Here is a 17608-nt window from a genome sequence, read left to right on the forward strand (position 1 = left end):
TCACAGGGTCCGCAGCAGCACGGCAGGCTGTTCCACGCAGTCCGCCACGTACCGCAGGAAGCCGCCCGCCGTGCCGCCGTCGCACACCCGGTGGTCGAAGGTGAGCGAGAGCTGCACGACCTGGCGCGCCGCCAACTCGCCCTCGTGCACCCACGGCTTGGGGACGATGCGGCCGACGCCGAGCATGGCGGCCTCGGGGTGGTTGATGATCGGCGTGGAGCCGTCGACGCCGAACACGCCGTAGTTGTTCAGCGTGAAGGTGCCGCCGGTCAGCTCCCCCGGGGCCAGCCGGCCGGCCCGGGCCGCCTCGGTCAGCCGGGCGAACTCCGCGGTGAGCGACTCGGCGTCCCGCGCGTGCGCGTCCCGGACGACCGGCACGACCAGACCGCGGTCCGTCTGGGCGGCGAAGCCGAGGTGGACCCGGTCGAGCCGGACGATCTCCCGGGCCTCCGGGTCGACCGTCGAGTTCAGCTCCGGGAACCGGGCCAGGGCCGCCGTGCAGATCCGGGCCAGCAGGGCGACCAGGGAGATCTTCGGCCCCCCGGCGGCGTTCATCGCGGTGCGCGCCCGCATCAGCTCCGTCGCGTCGGCGTCCACCCAGCAGGTGGCGTCGGGGATCTCGCGCCGGCTGCGGGAGAGCTTGTCGGCGACGGCTCCGCGCACGCCCTTGAGAGGAACGCGGGTGCCGTCGGAGGGTGCCGCCGCCGCGGCCCGCGCCCCGCTCGTCCCGGCCGCCTGGTCCGCCGTACGGCCGCCCTGTGCGGCGGCGGCCCGCAGCGCGTACTCGACGTCCGCGCGCAGGATCAGCCCGTCCGGTCCCGAACCGGCCAGCTCGCGCAGGTCCAGGTCGTGCTGGCGGGCCAGCCTGCGCACCAGCGGGGAGATGACCGGGACCGGGCCCTCCACCGGCTCGCCGACGGGGCCCGCCGGTCCGGTGGGCCCCCCGGCGTCGCGGGCCCGGCCGTTGGCCCGCCCGGCGGCGCCGGTGGCGACCCGGCGCTCGGGCCGCACCCGGCGCCGCCGCGACGCGGGAGCCTCGGAGGTGCCGTACCCCACCAGGACGTTGCCGGAGCCCTCCGGCTCCCTCTCCGCGGCCGGCGGTTCGGCGGCCGGTGCCTCACCGGTAGCAGTGCCGGTGCCGGACGCACGCGCCGGTCCGTCCGCCGCGGTCGCGCCCACCGCCACGGTCACCAGGGGCGCCCCGACGGGCAGTTCCGTGCCCTCCTCGCCGAAACGGGCGGTGACCACACCGCCGTAGGGGCAGGGCACCTCGACCATCGCCTTGGCCGTCTCGACCTCGACGACCGGCTGGTCGACGGCGACCACGTCGCCGACCTCGACCAGCCAGCGCACGATCTCCGCCTCGGTGAGCCCCTCACCGAGGTCGGGGAGCTTGAACTCCAGGCTGTGCCCGTCAGAAGCGTGTGCCATCAGCTCTCGGCCTCCCACTGCAGGCGCCCCACGGCGTCCAGGATGCGGTCCACACCGGGCAGGTGGTGACGCTCCAGCATCGGCGGAGGATACGGGATGTCGAAACCGGCCACCCGCAGCACCGGTGCCTCCAGGTGGTGGAAACAGCGCTCCGTGACCCGGGCCGCGATCTCCCCGCCCGGGCCCCCGAAGGAACCCGACTCGTGGACGACCACCGCTCGTCCCGTCCGCCGCACCGAGGCGCACACCGTCTCGTCGTCGAACGGCACCAGGGAGCGCAGGTCGACGACTTCGAGGTCCCACCCCTCGGCCCGGGCCGCCTCGGCCGCCTCCAGGCAGACGGCCAGCGACGGCCCGTACGTGATGAGCGTGGCGCTCCGGCCGGAACGCCGCACCACCGCGCGGCCCACCGGCTCAACGGGTGCGGGCTCCTCGGGGTTCCAGGAGTCCTTCGACCAGTACAGCCGCTTGGGTTCGAGGAAGACCACCGGGTCGTCGGAGGCGATGGACGCGCGCAGCAGCCCGTAGGCGTCGGCGACGGTCGCGGGCGTGACGACATGGAGCCCCGGAGTCGCCATGTAGTACGCCTCGGACGAGTCGCTGTGGTGCTCGACGCCGCCGATGCCGCCGCCGTAGGGGATGCGGATGGTCAGCGGCAGGGGCATCTTCCCGCGCGTGCGGTTGCGCATCTTGGTGACGTGGCTGACGACCTGCTCGAACGCCGGATACGCGAAGGCGTCGAACTGCATCTCGACGACCGGCCGCAGCCCGTACATCGCCATGCCGACGGCCGTGCCGAGGATGCCGGCCTCGGCGAGCGGCGTGTCCGTGCAGCGGTCGTCGCCGAACTCCGCGGCGAGCCCGTCGGTGATCCGGAAGACGCCGCCGAGCGTGCCCACGTCCTCGCCGAGGACGTGCACGCCCGGGTCGGCGGCCATGGCGTCGCGCAACGCGCGCGTGAGGGCCTGCGCCATGGTGGCCGGCTTGACGGCGACGGTGGTCATCGACGTCCCCCTTCCGCCGCTCCCATGTCCCGGGCCGCGCTCTCGGACTCCGCCTCCAGCTCCGCCCGCAACTGGTCGCGCTGCTCGCGAAGCTGCGGGGTGGGCTCGGCGTAGACGTGGTCGAAGAGGTCCAACGGGTTCAGCGACGGGTCCTCGTTCATGCGGGCGCGCAGGTCGGCGGCCAGGGCCTCGGCGTCCTCGCGGGCGGCGCGGACGCCGTCCTCGTCGAGCAGGCCGCGCTCGGTCAGCTCGCGCTCCAGCAGCTCGACCGGGTCGTGCCGGCGCCAGGTCTCCACCTCGGCGTCGCCCCGGTAGCGCGTGGCGTCGTCGGCGTTGGTGTGCGCGTCGACGCGGTACGTCACCGCCTCCACCAGCGTGGGACCGCCGCCCGCGCGCGCGTGCCGTACGGCGTCGGAGAGGACCTCGTGCACCGCGACGGCGTCGTTGCCGTCGACCAGGCGGCCGGGCATCCCGTAGCCGACGGCCTTGTGGGCCAGCGACGGTGCGGCGGTCTGCTTGTCGAGCGGGACGGAGATCGCGAAGCCGTTGTTCTGCACGAGGAAGACAACCGGGGCCCGCCAGACGGCGGCGAAGTTCAGCGCCTCGTGGAAGTCGCCCTCGCTGGTGCCGCCGTCGCCGACCATGGCGAGCGCGACCACGTCGTCGCCCTTGAGGCGGGCGGCGTGGGCGAGGCCCACGGCGTGCGGGAGCTGGGTCGCCAGCGGCGTGGACAGCGGTGCGACCCGGTGCTCGCAGGGGTCGTAGCCGGTGTGCCAGTCGCCGCGCAGCAGGGTGAGCGCCTCGACCGGGTCGACGCCGCGGGAGACGACCGCGAGGGTGTCGCGGTAGCTGGGGAAGAGCCAGTCCCGCTCCTCCAGGACCAGCGCGGCGGCGACCTCGCACGCCTCCTGGCCGGTGCTGGAGGGATAGACGGCCAGCCGACCCTGCCGGGTCAGCGCCGTGGCCTGCGCGTTGTAGCGGCGGCCGCGCACCAGCCGGGCGTAGAGCGTGCGCAGCAGCTCGGTGTCGGCGCGGTCCGCGGCCTTGGTCCCCAGGACGCGGTGGGGCTCGGCGTCCGGCAGCAGCGGCGCGGGATCGGTACGGGGCTGCCAGGCGGGCGGCGGTGTGGGCCGATAGGCGCCCCGCTGCTCCATGACCGTCATGACGGCACCTCCTCGTGGGAGCGAAGCTCTGGGCTCGTCACGGGTGTGACGGGCCTCACCTACCGATTGTTCGGTCGTCGGCACATTTTGGCTACATGCGGCCCCGGGCTGTGGACAAACGGTTCTCCACAGCCTGTGATGGACGCAGTACGTCCACCAGGGGAAGGCGGGGGCACGTGGCAGATGAACAAATGGCCGACCGTCACGGGGAGGGCGGCGGCCCCGACGAGCCCGCCGCGCCGCCCCCACGCCCGCTGGACGCCATCGACCACGACATCCTGCGCATGCTCCAGGCCGACGGCCGCGCCTCCATACGGTCGGTCGCCGAGCGGGTGCACGTCTCGCGCGCCAACGCCTACGCGCGCATCAACCGCCTCGTCGAGGACGGCGTCATCCGCGGGTTCGGCGCCCGCGTCGACCACGAACGCGCCGGGCACGGCACCTCGGCGTACATCACCCTGAAGATCGTCCAGAACTCCTGGCGCACGGTCCGCGCCGAGCTGCGGAAGCTGCCCGGGGCCTCGCACATCGCGCTGGTGGGGGGCGACTTCGACGTACTGCTGCTGGTGCACACCCCGGACAACCGGGCCCTGCGCGAGCTGGTGCTCAGCCGCCTGCAGGCCATCCCGGAGGTGCTCAGCACCCGCACGCTGCTGGTCTTCGAGACCGAGGACCTCGAACCGCAGGGCTGAGCGGCGCGACCGGCCGGATAGCGCACGGGCCGGTCCCGCGCGGCTCAGGACGCCTTGCGCAGCCCGCCGAAGACCAGCCGCGCCACCGCGTCGACCACTTCCTGCCGGCCCGTGGCACCCCGGCCGTCGGGACCGTCCGGGCGGTACCACTCCACGATCGAGTTGATCATGCCGAAGACGAGGCGCGTGGCGAGCCGCACCTCCACGTCCGCGCGCACGTCGCCCTCGGCCGCCGCGTCCTTGAGCAGGGCGGCGACCCGGTGGTCGAACTCGCGCCGCCGCTCCAGCGCCCACCGCTCGGTGCCGGTGTTGCCGCGCACCCGCAGCAGCAGCGTGACGTAGGGCAGCTCCGCCATGAGCACCTCGACCATGCGCCGCACCACGTACTCGAGGCGCTCGGCGGCGCTCCCCACGCGCGCGTGCTCCTCGTCGAGGATCCCGAAGAGCTCGTCCAGGGCCCGGCTCACGGCCCGGCGCAGCAGTTCCTCCTTGCCGCTGACGTGGTGGTATATCGAGGACTTGGAGATCCCCGCCGCCTTGGACAGGTGCTCCATGGAGGTGCCGTCGTAGCCGCGCTCGATGAAGACCTGCACGGCGACCGACAGCAGCGTCTCGGGCGTGTACGTGTCACGCCTGGCGGTGGTCATGAGGGGGTGCCCTCCCCGGCGTCGGAGACGTGCGTGTGGCGGTGGAGCGCGAGGGACGGGGCGTGGCGCCCGGACGGGTCGAGTTCCCGCAGTTCGCCCAGGAGTTCGTAGACCCACCGCAGTCCCAGTCTGCGGCCCCATTCGACGGGTCCCAGCGGGTAGTTCACGCCAAGGCGCATGGCGGTGTCGACGTCCGCCGCCGAGGCCACGCGGCGGTCGACCGCGTCGTACGCCAGGTCCACGATCCGCGCGACCGTGCGCGCCACGATCATGCCGGGCACGTCGCCGACGACGCTGACCTCCTTGCCGAGCGCCTGGAACAGGCCGGTGGCCTCGGCGAGCGCGTGCGGCGGGGTGGTCGCGCCGGGGGCGAGGGCGATCCGGGCGGCCCGCCGGTAGTCGAGGGCGAGGTCGAAGTGGACGACGCCGCCGGTCTCGACCGAGGTCCGCCCGTCGGTGAGGCGGAGCCGGCCGCCGCCGGGCAGCACGACTTGCCCGGTGCTCCCGCCGTCCTCCGCGCGGACCTCGATCCCCGCCTCGCCGATCAGCTCGACCAGCTCGGCGGCCGGCCCCAGGTCGCCCTCGACGACGACGGACGCGGGCGCCCCGGCGGGTCCGGCGGTGTGCGGCCGGGGGCGCTCGGCGCCGTCCCGGTAGTCGTACCAGCCCTGCCCGCTCTTGCGGCCGAGCCGGCCGGACTCGACCAGGCGGCGCTGGGCCAGCGAGGGGGCGAAGCGCACGTCCTGGAAGAACGACCGCCACACGGAGTGCGTGACGGACTCGTTGACGTCCTGCCCGATGAGGTCGGTCAGCTCGAAGGCGCCCATCCTGAAGCCGCCGGACTCGCGCAGCACGGCGTCGATCGTGGCCGGGTCGGCGCCCTGTTCCTCGAAGACCGCGAAGGCCTCGGCGTAGAAGGGCCGGGCGATGCGGTTGACGACGAAGCCGGGGGTGTCTGCGCAGGCGACCGGGGTCTTGCCCCAGGCGCGGGCCGTCTCGTACGCGCGCGCGGCCGACGCGGGGTCGGTCGCGGACCCGGAGACCACCTCCACGAGCGGCAGCAGCGGCGCGGGGTTGAAGAAGTGCAGGCCGACGAGGCGGCCGGGGACGCGCAGCGCGCCGCCGACGGCGGTGACGGACAGCGAGGAGGTGTTGGTGGCCAGCAGACAGGCGTCGCCGACGACGTCCTCCAGGGCCCGGAACAGCTCCTGCTTGACGTCCAGCCGCTCCACGACGGCCTCGACGACGAGCGCGCACCCGGCGAGGTCGGCGAGGCTCCCGGCGGGCGCGAGCCGGGAACGGGCGGCGTCCCGTTCGGCACCGGTGAGGCGTTTCTTCTCGACGAGCCGGTCGAGCCGGGCGGCGATCGCGTCGGCCGCTTCCCGGGCCCGCCCGGCGACGGCGTCGTACAGCCGCACCGGGTGGCCCGCGACCAGCGCCACCTGGGCGATGCCCTGGCCCATGGTGCCGGTGCCGACGACGGCCACGGGGCTGCTGAGGTCGAGTGCTGTCATGTGCGCGATCCTCCCGCACGGGGTTTTCCACAGATGCGGCGGTCCCCCTTGTCCCGACCGATCGTTCGGTTACTCTAGCCGTGTCCGCCTGTTTCCGCCCAGGTTTCCCCCAGGTCCACGGACTCGACGGCGAGTCCGTGAGAGACGAGGAGTTGGTCCCGCATGGCCGCCGAACTCACCGCCCACCAGCTCATCGCCCAGCACCGGCCGACCCTCGACCTGGCGCTGGAGACGATCCGCACGCGCGCGTACTGGTCCCCCCACCCCGAGCACCCCAAGGCCTACGGGGAGAACGGCAGCCTGGACACCGCCGCGGGCAAGGCGGCCTTCGACGCCCTGCTCGGCACCCGCCTCGACCTCGGCCAGCCCGGCACCGACGGCTGGGTCGGCGGCGAGGTCTCCCCGTACGGGATCGAGCTGGGCGTGGAATACCCGCACGCCGACCTCGACGTGCTGCTGCCCGCGATGCGGACCGGCCAGAAGGCGTGGCGGGACGCGGGCGCGGAGCTGCGCGCGGTGGTCTGCCTGGAGATCCTGCGGCGGATCGCCGACCGGACCATGGAGTTCGCGCAGGCGGTCATGCACACCTCCGGCCAGGCGTTCATGATGGCCTTCCAGGCGGGCGGCCCGCACGCCCAGGACCGCGGCATGGAAGCCGTGGCGTACGCGTACGCGGAGCAGTCCCGCACCCCCGGGACCGCGGAGTGGACCAAGCCCCAGGGCAAGCGCGACCCGCTCGCGCTCACCAAGCGGTTCACGCCGGTCCCCCGCGGCATCGGCCTGGTCATCGGCTGCAACACCTTCCCGACGTGGAACGGCTACCCGGGCCTGTTCGCCTCCCTGGCCACCGGCAACGCGGTCCTGGTCAAGCCGCACCCCCGCGCGGTGCTGCCGCTGGCGCTCACCGTCCGGGCCGCCCGCGAGGTCCTCGCGGAGGCGGGCTTCGACCCGAACCTGGTCGCGCTGGCCGCCGAGCGCCCCGGCGAGGGCATCGCCAAGACCCTGGCCACCCGCCCCGAGATCCGGATCATCGACTACACCGGCTCCACCGCCTTCGGCGACTGGCTGGAGGCCAACGCCCGCCAGGCCCAGGTGTACACGGAGAAGGCCGGCGTCAACACGGTGATCGTGGAGTCGACCGACGACTACCGGGGCATGCTCGCCAACCTGGCCTTCTCCCTGTCCCTGTACAGCGGCCAGATGTGCACCACCCCGCAGAACCTGCTGATCCCCCGCGGCGGCATCCGCACCGACCAGGGCGACAAGTCCTACGACGAGGTCACCGCCGACCTGGCCCGCGCCGTCGACGGCCTCCTCGGCGACGACGCCCGCGCGAACGCCCTGCTCGGCGCGATCGTCAACCCGGACGTCAAGGCCCGCCTGGAGGCCGCCGCAGGTCTCGGCGAGATCGCCCTCGCCTCCCGCGAGGTCACCAACCCGGAGTTCCCGGACGCCGTCGTACGCACGCCGGTCGTCGTCAAGCTGGACGGCGCCAAGCCCGAGGACGAGGCCGCCTGCACCAACGAGTGCTTCGGCCCGGTCTCCTTCGCCGTCGCCGTCGACTCGGCGGACCACGCCGTGGAGCTGCTGCGCCGCAGCGTCCGCGAGAAGGGCGCGATGACGGTAGGCGCGTACACGACCGACCCGCAGGTCGAGGAGGCCGTGCGGGAGGTCTGCCTGGAGGAGGCGGCCCAGCTCTCGCTCAACCTCACCGGCGGGGTGTACGTCAACCAGACGGCCGCCTTCTCCGACTTCCACGGCTCGGGCGGCAACCCGGCGGCCAACGCGGCCCTGTGCGACGGCGCCTTCGTGGCCAACCGCTTCCGGGTGGTGGAGGTCCGCCGCCCGGCCTGAGCCGGGGCTCCTACGGCATCCGGGGTGCGCCCCCGCCGGCGCTCCAGTGGTAGAGCGTCATGGCCACACTGGTCGCGAGGTTGTAGCTGGAGACCTGGGGGCGCATCGGCAGGGCCACCAGGTGGTCGGCCCGCGCGCGCAGCTCCCGGGTCAGCCCGCTGCGCTCGGAGCCGAAGGCGAGCAGCGCGTCGTCCGGCAGCCTCAGCCCCCGGATGTCCTCGCCCTCCGGGTCCAGCGCGAACACCGGCCCCGGCGGCAGACCGGCGGCCTCCAGCCGCTCCACGACGGTCGCGAAGTGCAGCCCCGCCCCGCCGCGCACCACCGTGGGGTGCCAGGGGTCCAGCGTGCCGGTGGTGACCACACCGGTCGCCCCGAACCCGGCGGCCAGCCGGATCACGGCCCCCGCGTTGCCGAGGTTGCGCGGCTGGTCGAGGACGACGACGGGGGCGCGGCGCGGAAGGCGCGCCAGCGCCTCCAGACCGGCCGCCCGCGCGGGCCGTACGGCCAGGGCGGCCACCGCGGTGGGGTGCGGCCGGGCGACGAGCGACGCGTACGTCTCGTGCGGCACCTCGGTCAGCAGCCCCGCCAGCGCCTCGCGCACGTCCGGCGCCAGCTCGTCGGCGAGGGCCAGGGCGCCCGCGCGGTCGCTGGTGACGGCCACCGGCACCTCGGCGCCGAAGCGCAGCGCGTGCTTGAGGGCGTGGAAGCCGTCCAGGAGCACGCACCGGCCGGCGTGCAGCCGCCAGGCGGCCGGCGGGCCGGGGGCGGCGGGGTCGGCGGGGTCGGCGGGGTCGGTCATGTGCGGAAGCCTACGTGCGCGGGTCGGGGGCCCTGTCCTCCACCGCACCCGCCCCGGCTCCGGCGGCCCCCGCGTCGTCTCCCCGGGTCCGCGGCCCTGGCACCGTCGCCGCACGACCTTCCCCGTGCCCGTGCCCGTACTCGTCCCCGTCCCGGTCGGCGTCCCCGTGCGCCGTCCCCGCGAACACCGCCGAGGGCAACCGGCGCGCCAGCCGGCCCCCCGCGCGGGCCGCCCGGCCGCCCAGCCGGCGCAGGAACGGGGTCGGCAGGAAGACCGCGTCGGCGGCGATCATCGCCAGCGAGAAGAACGGCAGCCCGAGCGTCACCGCGATCACCGCGTGCTCGGTCATCATCACGGCGAGGAGCACGTTCTTGATCCGCCGGTTGAACAGCGTGAACGGGAAGGCGACCTGCACGGCGACCGTGCCGTACGTGATGAGCATGATCACCGTGCCGTTGGCGGCCAGCGCGTCGGACAGCGCGGGCCACGGCGAGAAGTAGTCCAGGTTCAGCGGGTAGTAGACGGCCGTGCCGTCCTGCCAGCGCGATCCCTGGATCTTGTACCAGCCGGCGGTCGCGTAGATCAGGCACGCCTCGGCCATGATCACGACGAGCGCGCCGTTGTGCACGACGTTCGTGACCACGTCCAGCAGGATCCGCGGCTGACCGCCGCCCTCGGCACCGCGCCCCGCGGCCCACCACAGGCCGAGCGAGACCCACACCGCCCACAGCAGCGCCGGCACGAACCAGTCGCCGTCGAGCAGGCCCGCCGAGGTCGCCGCGATCAGTGCGAACCCGAGGACGCACCAGAGCACCGGCCCGGTCCTGTCCACGGCCCGCTCGCCCCGCGCGCGTGCCGCAGCCACGCGCCGGGCACGGCGCGCGTCCAGCGACCACACCCGGCCGCACCGGGTGAGGACCAGGTAGATGCTCATCAGGTGCACGACGTTGTCGCCGCCGTCCCCCATGAACACGCTGCGGTTCTGCAGCGAGAGCACGCCGACCATGAACAGGACGGACAGCGTGCGGGTGCGCCAGCCCAGCAGGAGCAGCACGCTGCTCAGGACGGCCAGCGCGTAGACGGCCTCGAACCAGATCCGCCCGTCCGACCACATCAGCACCGTGAAGGAGCCGTTGTCGGCGGTCAACTGCTCGGCGAGGTCGTGGCCCCAGGGGCTGTCCGGGCCGTACAGCTCGTGGCGGTGGGGCAGCTCGCGCAGCAGGAAGAGCAGCCAGGTGGCGCTGAAGCCGATGCGGACCACGGCGGTCTGGTACGGGCCGAGCGCCGCGCCCGTGACGCGGGCGACGGACCGGGAGACCGGGGCGACGATGCCCTTCACGCGGCGCCCCCGGCCCTGGCGCCCCCGGTCTCCGCGGCCACCGACCACCAGGGCAGCTCGCGCACGGACGGCCGTGGGGAGACCTTCTCGCCGCTCCACGGTGGCGGCTCCACGTTCGTGGTCCGGGACCGGTACTGCACGCGCTCGACGACGCCCCCCGGTCCGGCCGCGTCGTTGCGCTCCAGGCGCAGCAGCGCGATGCGCCGCAGATACGTCTCGGACAGGGAGCCCCGCAGCCCCACCGGGCGGTGCTCCGAGTCGTGGGTGGCGACGAAGAAGTCCCAGGCACGGCGCAGTTCGTTCTGCTGGGTGTGGCTCGGCAGCGGATTGCCGTCGATGGCCCGGCCGTCCTCGGCGGACAGGTCGTACCAGCCGGTCGTGCGTATCCCGCCGTCCGCGGTACCGATCTCGGCGCGGACCTGGACGGAGACGTTCTGCTGGAGCGGGTTGGGCGCGAAGAGCTTCCAGTTCTGCTCGAACTCCGGGAAGACCCACTCGTCCACCGCGGCGCCGTGCTGCTTGGTGAGCGTGTTGGACGGGGCCACGTGCAGGAACACCAGCCCGAGGTGGGCGCAGACGGCGACCGCGACCACCGCGAGGGCGGCCAGGGCACCGGCCTGGTAGCGCGGTGAGAGCGCGGCGAGGCCGGGATGCGGGCCGGGACGCGGGCCGGGAAGTGCGGCACCGTCCTCCCCGGAGGCGGTCCCGGCCCCGTCCGGGTCACCCGGCCCGTCCAGGCCACCCGGCCCGTCCGGGTCGTCCCGCCCCGGCCCCTGCCGGGCGTCCGAGCCCTTGTCGTACGCGTCCATTCCGCCCCGTTCGGTCCCGATCCGTCCGTCCGCCCGTCCCGTCCCGGGACGCCCCGCGCCACCCGTGCGGCCGCGCGGCGACGTTCGAACGGGAACGGTACTCAGGACCGGCCGGCCGTACAGCCCCCTCCGGACCGGCCGCACCGTGGCCGTCACCACACCGGCCGGGACGGCCCGGCCCCGGCGGGTCGCGGCGAGGACGACGGGTCCGGCGCGCCCGCCGCTAGAGGACGTGCCCGGGCTCGCCCTTGTCGTCGACCACGGGCCGTCCGGCCGCGGCCCACTCCTGCATGCCGCCGTCGACGTTCACCGCGTCGACGCCCTGCTGGACCAGGTACATGGTGACCTGCGCCGAGCGGCCGCCCACGCGGCAGAGCACGTGCACCCGGCCGTCCTGCGGCGCGGCCTCGGCCAGCTCGCCGTAGCGGGCCACGAACTCGCTGAGGGGAATGTGCAGCGCCCCGGCGGCGTGGCCCGCCTGCCACTCGTCGTCCTCGCGGACGTCCAGCAGGAAGTCGCCGTCCTTGAGGTCGTCGATGCCGACCGTGGGCACACCAGCTCCGAAACTCATGCCCCAGACGCTACCGGAGCCGCGGGCGGACTCAGTCCTGCGCGAGCATCCCCGCCAGCTCCGCCTCCCGCTCGCGCACCTGGGCGGCGAGCTGTTCGGCGATCTCCTCCAGCAGCCGGTCGGGGTCGTCCGGGGCCAGCCTGAGCATGGCGCCGATCGCGCTCTCCTCCAGCTCCTTGGCGAGCAGGGTGAGCATCTCCTTGCGCCGGTCGAGCCATTCGAGCCGCGCGTACAGCTCCTCGGCGCGGCTCGGGCGCCGCTCGGGCACCGGCCCGGCGGCCCACTCCTCGGCCAGCTCGCGCAGCCGGGCCGCGTCACCGGCGGCGTAGGCGGCGTTGACACGGGTGATGAACTCCTCGCGCCGGACCCGCTCGGCCTCCTCCTGCGCCAGGTCGGGATGGGCCTTGCGGGCCAGCTCGCGGTAGAGCCTGCGGGCCTCCTCGCTCGGCCGGACCCGCTGCGGGGGGCGGACCGCCTGGTCCGTGAGCATCGCGGCGGCCTCCGGGAACAGCCCGTCCCCGTCCATCCAGCCGTTCAGCAGCTCCTCGACCCCGGGGATCGGCATCAGCCGCGCCCGCGCCTCGTCCGCCCGGCGCAGGTCCTCGGCGTCGCCCGTGCGGGCCGCGCGGGCCTCGAGGATCTCCGCCTCCAGCTCCTCGAGCCGCGCGTACACCGGGCCGAGCCGCTGCTCGTGCAGCCGCGAGAAGTTCTCGACCTCCACGCGGAAGGTCTCCAGCGCGATCTCGTACTCGATGAGTGCCTGCTCGGCGGCCCGTACGGCCTGTTCCAGCCGTTCCTCGGGACGCGGCGCACCCTGCTGCTCGGGCTCAGCTTCCGGCGTCGTCACCCGACCAGCCTAGGGGGTTCCGGCACCGGGAGCCGCCCGCGCGGCCCCACCGCCCCTCACACCCCCAGCTCCGCCGCGACCCTCCCCGCGCGCACCGCCGCCACCAGGTCCGCGTGGTCGGCCTCGGTGCGGTCGGCGTAGGCGACGGCGAAGGCGGCCACGGCCTCGTCCAGCTCGCCGTTCTTGCCGCAGTAGCCCGCGATCAGCCGCGGGTCGGCGCTGTGCGCGTGGGCGCGGGCCAGCAGCGCGCCGGTCATGCGGCCGTAGTCGTCGAGCTGGTCGGCGGCCAGGGCCCCGGGGTCGACGCTGCCCTTGCGGTTGCGGAACTGGCGCACCTGGAAGGGCCGCCCGTCGACCGAGGTCCAGCCCAGCAGGATGTCGCTGACCACCTGCATCCGCTTCTGCCCCAGGACCACCCGGCGGCCCTCGTGCGCGGCCTCGGGGGCGTCGAACCCGGCGGCCGCCAGGTGGGGCAGCAGCACGGAGGGCCGGGCCTCCTTGACCTGGAGCACGAGCGGCTCGCCCCGGTGGTCCAGGAGCAGCACGACGTACGACCGCGTGCCCACGCTGCCGGTGCCGACGACGCGGAAGGCCACGTCGTGCACCGCGTACCGGGCCAGCAGCGGCAGGCGGTCCTCGGAGAGCGTGTCCAGGTACGCCTCCAGGGCGCCGGCGACCGCCGCCGCCTCGGCGTCCGTCACCCGGCGCAGCACCGGAGCCGCGTCCACGAAGCGCCGCCCGCCGTCCCCGGTGGGCTCGGTCGACTTCGCCGCGAAGCGCCCGCTGGTGTTGGCCCGCGCCTTCTCGGAGACCCGTTCCAGGGTGCCGAGCAGGTCGTGGGCGTCGGTGTGGGAGACGAGTTCCTCGTCCGCGATGGCGTTCCAGGCGTCCAGCGCGGGGAGCTTCGCCAGCAGCCGCATGGTGCGCCGGTAGGCGCCGGTCGCGTCGTGGGCGGCCTCGCGGCAGGTGTCCTCGTCGGCACCGGCCTCCCGGCCCGCGAGGACGAGCGAGGCGGCGAGCCGCTTGAGGTCCCACTCCCAGGGTCCGTGGACCGTCTCGTCGAAGTCGTTCAGGTCGATGACCAGACGGCCGCGGGCGTCGCCGTAGAGGCCGAAGTTCGCGGCGTGCGCGTCACCGCAGATCTGGGCACCGATCCCGGTGACCGGGGTGCGGGCCAGGTCGTACGCCATCAGGCCCGCCGACCCGCGCAGGAACGCGAACGGCGTGGCCGCCATCCGCCCGGCCCGGATCGGGGTGAGCCCCGGTATCCGGCCGCGGTGGGACTCCTCGACCGCGCTCACCGCGTCCGGCCGGGCGGGGTCCAGATCGAGGTCGGCGTGCGCGGACCGGGCGACGCGCGTGCGCAGCGCCTTGCCCTCCGCCTTCGGCGAACCCTCCGCGGGCCACCGCGCGAACCCCGGAACGACCGGCACCCGCCCGCCCCGCGAAGCCCCTGCGCCCCCGCGCGCCCCGCCGACGCCTTCCGCCCCCGCCACGCCTCCGTGCACTGTCGCCCCGGTCATCCCGGCCCCCTCCACGTCCCTCGTCCGTACCTGTACGTCGGGCCGGCCCGCACCGGACACCTGCCCGGCCCACGGAGAACGCCGACGGCCCCGCCCCGCCACGGGCCGGGTCCGCCGCCCCGCCCCCGGCGCGCCACGACCGTACCGCCGGGCCGCACCGCGCGTACACGGCCGGGCCCGCCCGCCCGCATAACGCCGGGCAGGGGGCGAAACAGGAGGTGCCCGCGCCCCCCGCCGCCCGCCTACGGTGGCCAGCGATCACCACGGAGCGCGCCCGCCGAAGCAACCACAGCAGCCTGCCCCGCGCCGGCGGGCGCGCTCCCTGTCCCCGACGTCCCGGATGCCGCACGTCCCGCTCAGCTCGCCCAGGGACCACTCACCGAGGAGACCGAGGAACCGCCATGACCTCCCACACCCCCACCACCCCCGACGAGTCCGGCCCCGGCACGGACTCCGGCGGCGACCGCGGCATCAGCCGCAAGACGCTGCTCAGGGCGGCCGTCGCCGCCGGCGCCACCGTCCCGCTGCTCGCCACCGGCGGCATCGCGCTGGCCCGGGACGCCGCCCGCGCCGACGACGGGCGGACCCTGACGCCGACGCCGTACTGCGACGACGGCGACGACCTGACGCCCGACCAGATGGAGGGCCCGTACTTCAAGCCGAACTCGCCGCTGCGCACCAGCCTGGTCACGCCCGGCACCCCGGGCACCCCGCTGACCGTCAGCGGCTACGTCTTCGGCCGGAACTGCGTCCCGCTGTCCGGCGTGCTGCTCGACTTCTGGCAGGCGGACACCAACGGCAACTACGACATGGCCGGGTACACCTTCCGCGGCCACCAGTTCAGCGACTCCACCGGCGCCTTCACCCTGCAGACGATCGTCCCCGGCCTCTACCCCGGCCGGACCCGGCACATCCACGTCAAGGTGCAGGCCCCGGGCAAACCCGTCCTGACCACCCAGCTCTACTTCCCCGGCGAGCCCCGCAACAGCACGGACGCGATCTTCGATCCGGCCCTGCTGATGAACGTCCGCGGCGCCGGCAACGGCAAGGAGGGCACCTTCGACTTCGTCCTGGACGTGGACGGCGGCACCGGTCCCACGAATCCGCCCACCGACCCGCCCACCGACCCGCCGAGCGGCACCTGGGCGACCGGCCACGCCTACACCTCCGGTGACCGGGTGACGTACGGCGGCCGCTCGTACCGCTGCCTCCAGGCGCACACCGCGATGACGGGCTGGGAGCCGCCGAACGTGCCGGCCCTGTGGGCTCCGGAGTCCTGAGACCTTCCTCACAGCACGCGCCACGGGCCGCCGTGCCCGGACACGCGGAAGCCCCCCAGGTCCGAGACCTGGGGGGCTTCCGGCTGGTGCGCGAGGGGGGAGTTGAACCCCCACGCCCTTGCGGGCACTGGAACCTGAATCCAGCGCGTCTGCCTATTCCGCCACCCGCGCATTGGGTGTGTCTTCCGGGCCTTTCCTTGCGGTCCGGCGCCTTCCGACACGAGAACATTAGCACGCTGGAACGGGTCGATTCACATCCCTTTCCCCGGGCGGAGCGGGGCGCCCGCCCTCCTTCGGGCACTCGTCCCGGTCCGTGGCCGTTCACGTATCAACCTCGTACCGGTCCGGCCCGTCTCCCCAGGAGCCGGTAGGGGACCGCGGCCAGGTGCGGGACACTGGTCTGCGGCCGCCTCTACGATCCTGGGCATGAGTACCTGAGGGAGCACACCCCGAAGGTCCCGCCGGAGTTCGAAGGGGAGCCCGGGCGGGAACTCCGAGAGGCGTCGACACCCGTCGACCGGGCCGACAGGGGGAACCAGCCGATCGACCGGCGCGTGGATACGATCAGTAAGCAGTACCAGGTGGGCGGTGCGCGCCCGCACAGCACTACGCAGGACAGTGGAAGCGGACAGGACGGCAGCGACGGAGGAGGTGCCCCATGGGAGTCCTGAAGAAGTTCGAGCAGCGGCTCGAAGGCCTGGTCAACGGCACCTTCGCGAAGGTCTTCAAGTCCGAGGTGCAGCCCGTGGAGATCGCGGGAGCGCTTCAGCGTGAATGCGACAACAACGCGACCATCTGGAACCGCGACCGCACCGTGGTGCCCAACGACTTCATCGTGGAGCTGAGCACGCCCGACTACGAGCGCCTCAGCCCCTACTCCGGGCAGCTCGGCGACGAGCTGGCCGGCATGGTCCGCGACTACGCCAAGCAGCAGCGCTACACCTTCATGGGCCCGATCAAGGTCCACCTGGAGAAGGCGGACGACCTCGACACCGGCCTGTACCGGGTGCGCAGCCGTACCCTCGCCTCCTCCAGCAGCCACCAGGGCGGCCCGGCCGCCGCCGCGCCCCCGGCGCCCCCCGCGCGTCCCGCCCAGCCGGGCGGCGGGTACGGCTACCCGCCGGCCGCCCCCGCGGGCGCCCCGCCCATGCCGTCCGCGCCGCCGCCCGGCGGCCGCCCCGGCGGGTACGGCTACCCGCAGCCCGCCGGCGGCCCGCAGCCCCCGGCGACGCCCGCCCCCGGCGGACGCACCCGCCACTGGATCGAGATCAACGGCACCCGCCACCAGATCTCCCGCGCGACGCTCGTGCTGGGCCGCAGCACCGAGGCCGACGTGCGGATCGACGACCCCGGCGTCTCCCGCCGGCACTGCGAGATCCGGACCGGAACGCCCTCGACGATCCAGGATCTCGGCTCCACCAACGGCATCGTGGTGGACGGGCAGCACACCACCCGCGCTACGCTCCGCGACGGCTCGCGGATCGTCGTGGGCAGCACCACCGTTATCTACAGGCAAGCCGAAGGGTGATCCGGGGGCAATGTCAGAGCTGACCCTCACGGTCATGCGGCTGGGTTTTCTCGCCGTACTGTGGCTGTTCGTGATCGTGGCCGTGCAGGTCATCCGCAGCGACCTCTTCGGTACGCGGGTCACCCAGCGCGGCGCGCGGCGCGACGCCGCCCGACCGCAGCAGACCGCCACGCGCCAGGGGCAGGCGCCTCCGCAGCAGCGCCAGCAGTCCGGCGGCCGCGGCCGCCGGGGCGCGCCCACCAAGCTGGTCGTGACGGAAGGCACCCTCACCGGCACCACCGTCGCCCTCCAGGGCCAGACCATCACGCTCGGCCGGGCCCACGACTCGACGATCGTGCTGGACGACGACTACGCCTCCAGCCGCCATGCCAGGATCTACCCGGACCAGAACGGCCAGTGGATCGTCGAGGACCTGGGCTCCACCAACGGCACCTACCTGGACCGGGCCCGGCTGACGACCCCCACCCCGATTGGCCCGGGGGCGCCGATCCGCATCGGCAAGACCGTCATCGAGCTGCGGAAGTAGTGCTACACCAATGAATGAGCGCGAGCGGAGCGAGCACGCAGCGGCGGCCGGCACCCCGGGCCCCGGCGCGCTCCCGACCGG

General features: G+C 74.4%; 16 protein-coding genes and 1 tRNA gene. 5 read left to right on the plus strand and 12 right to left on the minus strand.

The features are described 5' to 3' along the window. The 3 genes from IG88_RS0121345 to pdhA are packed head-to-tail and all read right to left on the minus strand — an operon-like array spanning position 1 to position 3598. Positions 1–1431 carry a dihydrolipoamide acetyltransferase family protein gene (locus tag IG88_RS0121345; protein WP_031043509.1) on the minus strand — a complete coding sequence of 477 codons (1431 nt, stop codon included), beginning with the start codon at positions 1429–1431 and terminating at the stop codon, positions 1–3. Beyond that, the gene (locus tag IG88_RS0121350; RefSeq protein ID WP_031043512.1) at positions 1431–2435 is read right to left on the minus strand and encodes an alpha-ketoacid dehydrogenase subunit beta; all 1005 of its coding nucleotides are present in this window, start codon (positions 2433–2435) and stop codon (positions 1431–1433) included. The genes IG88_RS0121345 and IG88_RS0121350 overlap by 1 nt, the downstream gene beginning before the upstream one ends. Next, positions 2432–3598, minus strand: a complete 1167-nt coding sequence (pdhA, locus tag IG88_RS0121355) for a pyruvate dehydrogenase (acetyl-transferring) E1 component subunit alpha (protein WP_031043515.1) — start codon at positions 3596–3598, stop codon at positions 2432–2434. Before pdhA ends, IG88_RS0121350 begins: the two co-directional genes overlap by 4 nt. A gap of 191 nt (positions 3599–3789) precedes the next feature. Here pdhA and IG88_RS0121360 point away from each other — a divergent pair, with 191 nt between their 5' ends. Further along, positions 3790–4290: an Lrp/AsnC family transcriptional regulator gene (locus tag IG88_RS0121360; protein ID WP_031043517.1), complete on the plus strand. Its 501-nt coding sequence runs from the start codon at positions 3790–3792 to the stop codon at positions 4288–4290. A 44-nt stretch (positions 4291–4334) separates the two neighbouring features. Here IG88_RS0121360 and IG88_RS0121365 read toward each other — a convergent pair whose 3' ends face one another. After that, on the minus strand, positions 4335–4937 hold the full coding sequence (locus tag IG88_RS0121365) for a TetR/AcrR family transcriptional regulator (protein WP_031043520.1): 603 nt from the start codon (positions 4935–4937) through the stop codon (positions 4335–4337). Beyond that, a complete protein-coding gene (locus tag IG88_RS0121370; RefSeq protein ID WP_031043523.1) occupies positions 4934–6451 on the minus strand; it encodes a 3-hydroxyacyl-CoA dehydrogenase in 1518 nt (505 codons plus the stop codon). Before IG88_RS0121370 ends, IG88_RS0121365 begins: the two co-directional genes overlap by 4 nt. A 162-nt stretch (positions 6452–6613) precedes the next feature. Between IG88_RS0121370 and paaN the strand changes: the two genes are divergently transcribed. Then, positions 6614–8305 (plus strand): phenylacetic acid degradation protein PaaN, encoded by a 1692-nt coding sequence (gene paaN / locus IG88_RS0121375; protein WP_031043526.1) that lies wholly within the window; start codon positions 6614–6616, stop codon positions 8303–8305. Between the two features lie 10 nt (positions 8306–8315). Here the strand turns inward: paaN and IG88_RS0121380 are convergent, their stop codons facing one another. The 6 genes from IG88_RS0121380 to IG88_RS0121405 all read right to left on the minus strand — a co-directional run bounded on the left by IG88_RS0121380 (position 8316) and on the right by IG88_RS0121405 (position 14193). Beyond that, a complete protein-coding gene (locus IG88_RS0121380; protein ID WP_031043529.1) occupies positions 8316–9104 on the minus strand; it encodes a TrmH family RNA methyltransferase in 789 nt (262 codons plus the stop codon). A 10-nt stretch (positions 9105–9114) separates the two neighbouring features. Next, positions 9115–10443 (minus strand): HTTM domain-containing protein, encoded by a 1329-nt coding sequence (locus IG88_RS0121385; protein WP_234332240.1) that lies wholly within the window; start codon positions 10441–10443, stop codon positions 9115–9117. Then, positions 10440–11252, minus strand: a complete 813-nt coding sequence (locus IG88_RS0121390) for a DUF5819 family protein (RefSeq protein WP_031043534.1) — start codon at positions 11250–11252, stop codon at positions 10440–10442. The genes IG88_RS0121385 and IG88_RS0121390 overlap by 4 nt, the downstream gene beginning before the upstream one ends. 223 nt (positions 11253–11475) lie before the next feature. Next, positions 11476–11805: a rhodanese-like domain-containing protein gene (locus tag IG88_RS0121395; protein WP_031043538.1), complete on the minus strand. Its 330-nt coding sequence runs from the start codon at positions 11803–11805 to the stop codon at positions 11476–11478. A 49-nt stretch (positions 11806–11854) separates the two neighbouring features. Continuing rightward, positions 11855–12670 (minus strand): hypothetical protein, encoded by an 816-nt coding sequence (locus IG88_RS0121400; protein WP_031043540.1) that lies wholly within the window; start codon positions 12668–12670, stop codon positions 11855–11857. Between the two features lie 56 nt (positions 12671–12726). Next, positions 12727–14193, minus strand: coding sequence for a DUF2252 domain-containing protein (locus IG88_RS0121405; protein WP_037836352.1), 1467 nt, complete (start codon positions 14191–14193; stop codon positions 12727–12729). Positions 14194–14594: 401 nt separating this feature from the next. Between IG88_RS0121405 and IG88_RS0121410 the strand changes: the two genes are divergently transcribed. Further along, the gene (locus tag IG88_RS0121410; protein ID WP_031043545.1) at positions 14595–15473 is read left to right on the plus strand and encodes a carbohydrate-binding protein; all 879 of its coding nucleotides are present in this window, start codon (positions 14595–14597) and stop codon (positions 15471–15473) included. Between the two features lie 84 nt (positions 15474–15557). On the opposite strand, the gene IG88_RS0121415 is transcribed toward IG88_RS0121410, so the two are convergent. Beyond that, positions 15558–15644 (minus strand) — tRNA-Leu (locus tag IG88_RS0121415). A gap of 487 nt (positions 15645–16131) precedes the next feature. Here IG88_RS0121415 and fhaA point away from each other — a divergent pair. Continuing rightward, a complete protein-coding gene (gene fhaA / locus IG88_RS0121420) occupies positions 16132–17001 on the plus strand; it encodes an antibiotic biosynthesis regulator FhaA (RefSeq protein ID WP_031043548.1) in 870 nt (289 codons plus the stop codon). Positions 17002–17011: 10 nt separating this feature from the next. Continuing rightward, positions 17012–17527, plus strand: a complete 516-nt coding sequence (gene fhaB / locus IG88_RS0121425) for an antibiotic biosynthesis regulator FhaB (protein ID WP_030405050.1) — start codon at positions 17012–17014, stop codon at positions 17525–17527. Positions 17528–17608 lie beyond the last annotated feature (81 nt).

This window comes from Streptomyces sp. NRRL F-5650 (genome assembly GCF_000721365.1).
Taxonomy (GTDB): Bacteria; Actinomycetota; Actinomycetes; order Streptomycetales; family Streptomycetaceae; genus Streptomyces; species Streptomyces ardesiacus.

Bases quoted from the DNA above. Each gene is read 5' to 3' on its own strand.
- IG88_RS0121345 (WP_031043509.1), bottom strand. From the start codon at position 1,431: ATGGCACACGCTTCTGACGGGCACAGCCTGGAGTTCAAGCTCCCCGAC.
- IG88_RS0121350 (WP_031043512.1), bottom strand. From the start codon at position 2,435: ATGACCACCGTCGCCGTCAAGCCGGCCACCATGGCGCAGGCCCTCACG.
- pdhA (WP_031043515.1), bottom strand. From the start codon at position 3,598: ATGACGGTCATGGAGCAGCGGGGCGCCTATCGGCCCACACCGCCGCCC.
- IG88_RS0121360 (WP_031043517.1), top strand. From the start codon at position 3,790: ATGGCCGACCGTCACGGGGAGGGCGGCGGCCCCGACGAGCCCGCCGCG.
- IG88_RS0121365 (WP_031043520.1), bottom strand. From the start codon at position 4,937: ATGACCACCGCCAGGCGTGACACGTACACGCCCGAGACGCTGCTGTCG.
- IG88_RS0121370 (WP_031043523.1), bottom strand. From the start codon at position 6,451: ATGACAGCACTCGACCTCAGCAGCCCCGTGGCCGTCGTCGGCACCGGC.
- paaN (WP_031043526.1), top strand. From the start codon at position 6,614: ATGGCCGCCGAACTCACCGCCCACCAGCTCATCGCCCAGCACCGGCCG.
- IG88_RS0121380 (WP_031043529.1), bottom strand. From the start codon at position 9,104: ATGACCGACCCCGCCGACCCCGCCGACCCCGCCGCCCCCGGCCCGCCG.
- IG88_RS0121390 (WP_031043534.1), bottom strand. From the start codon at position 11,252: ATGGACGCGTACGACAAGGGCTCGGACGCCCGGCAGGGGCCGGGGCGG.
- IG88_RS0121405 (WP_037836352.1), bottom strand. From the start codon at position 14,193: ATGACCGGGGCGACAGTGCACGGAGGCGTGGCGGGGGCGGAAGGCGTC.
- IG88_RS0121410 (WP_031043545.1), top strand. From the start codon at position 14,595: ATGACCTCCCACACCCCCACCACCCCCGACGAGTCCGGCCCCGGCACG.
- fhaA (WP_031043548.1), top strand. From the start codon at position 16,132: ATGGGAGTCCTGAAGAAGTTCGAGCAGCGGCTCGAAGGCCTGGTCAAC.
- fhaB (WP_030405050.1), top strand. From the start codon at position 17,012: ATGTCAGAGCTGACCCTCACGGTCATGCGGCTGGGTTTTCTCGCCGTA.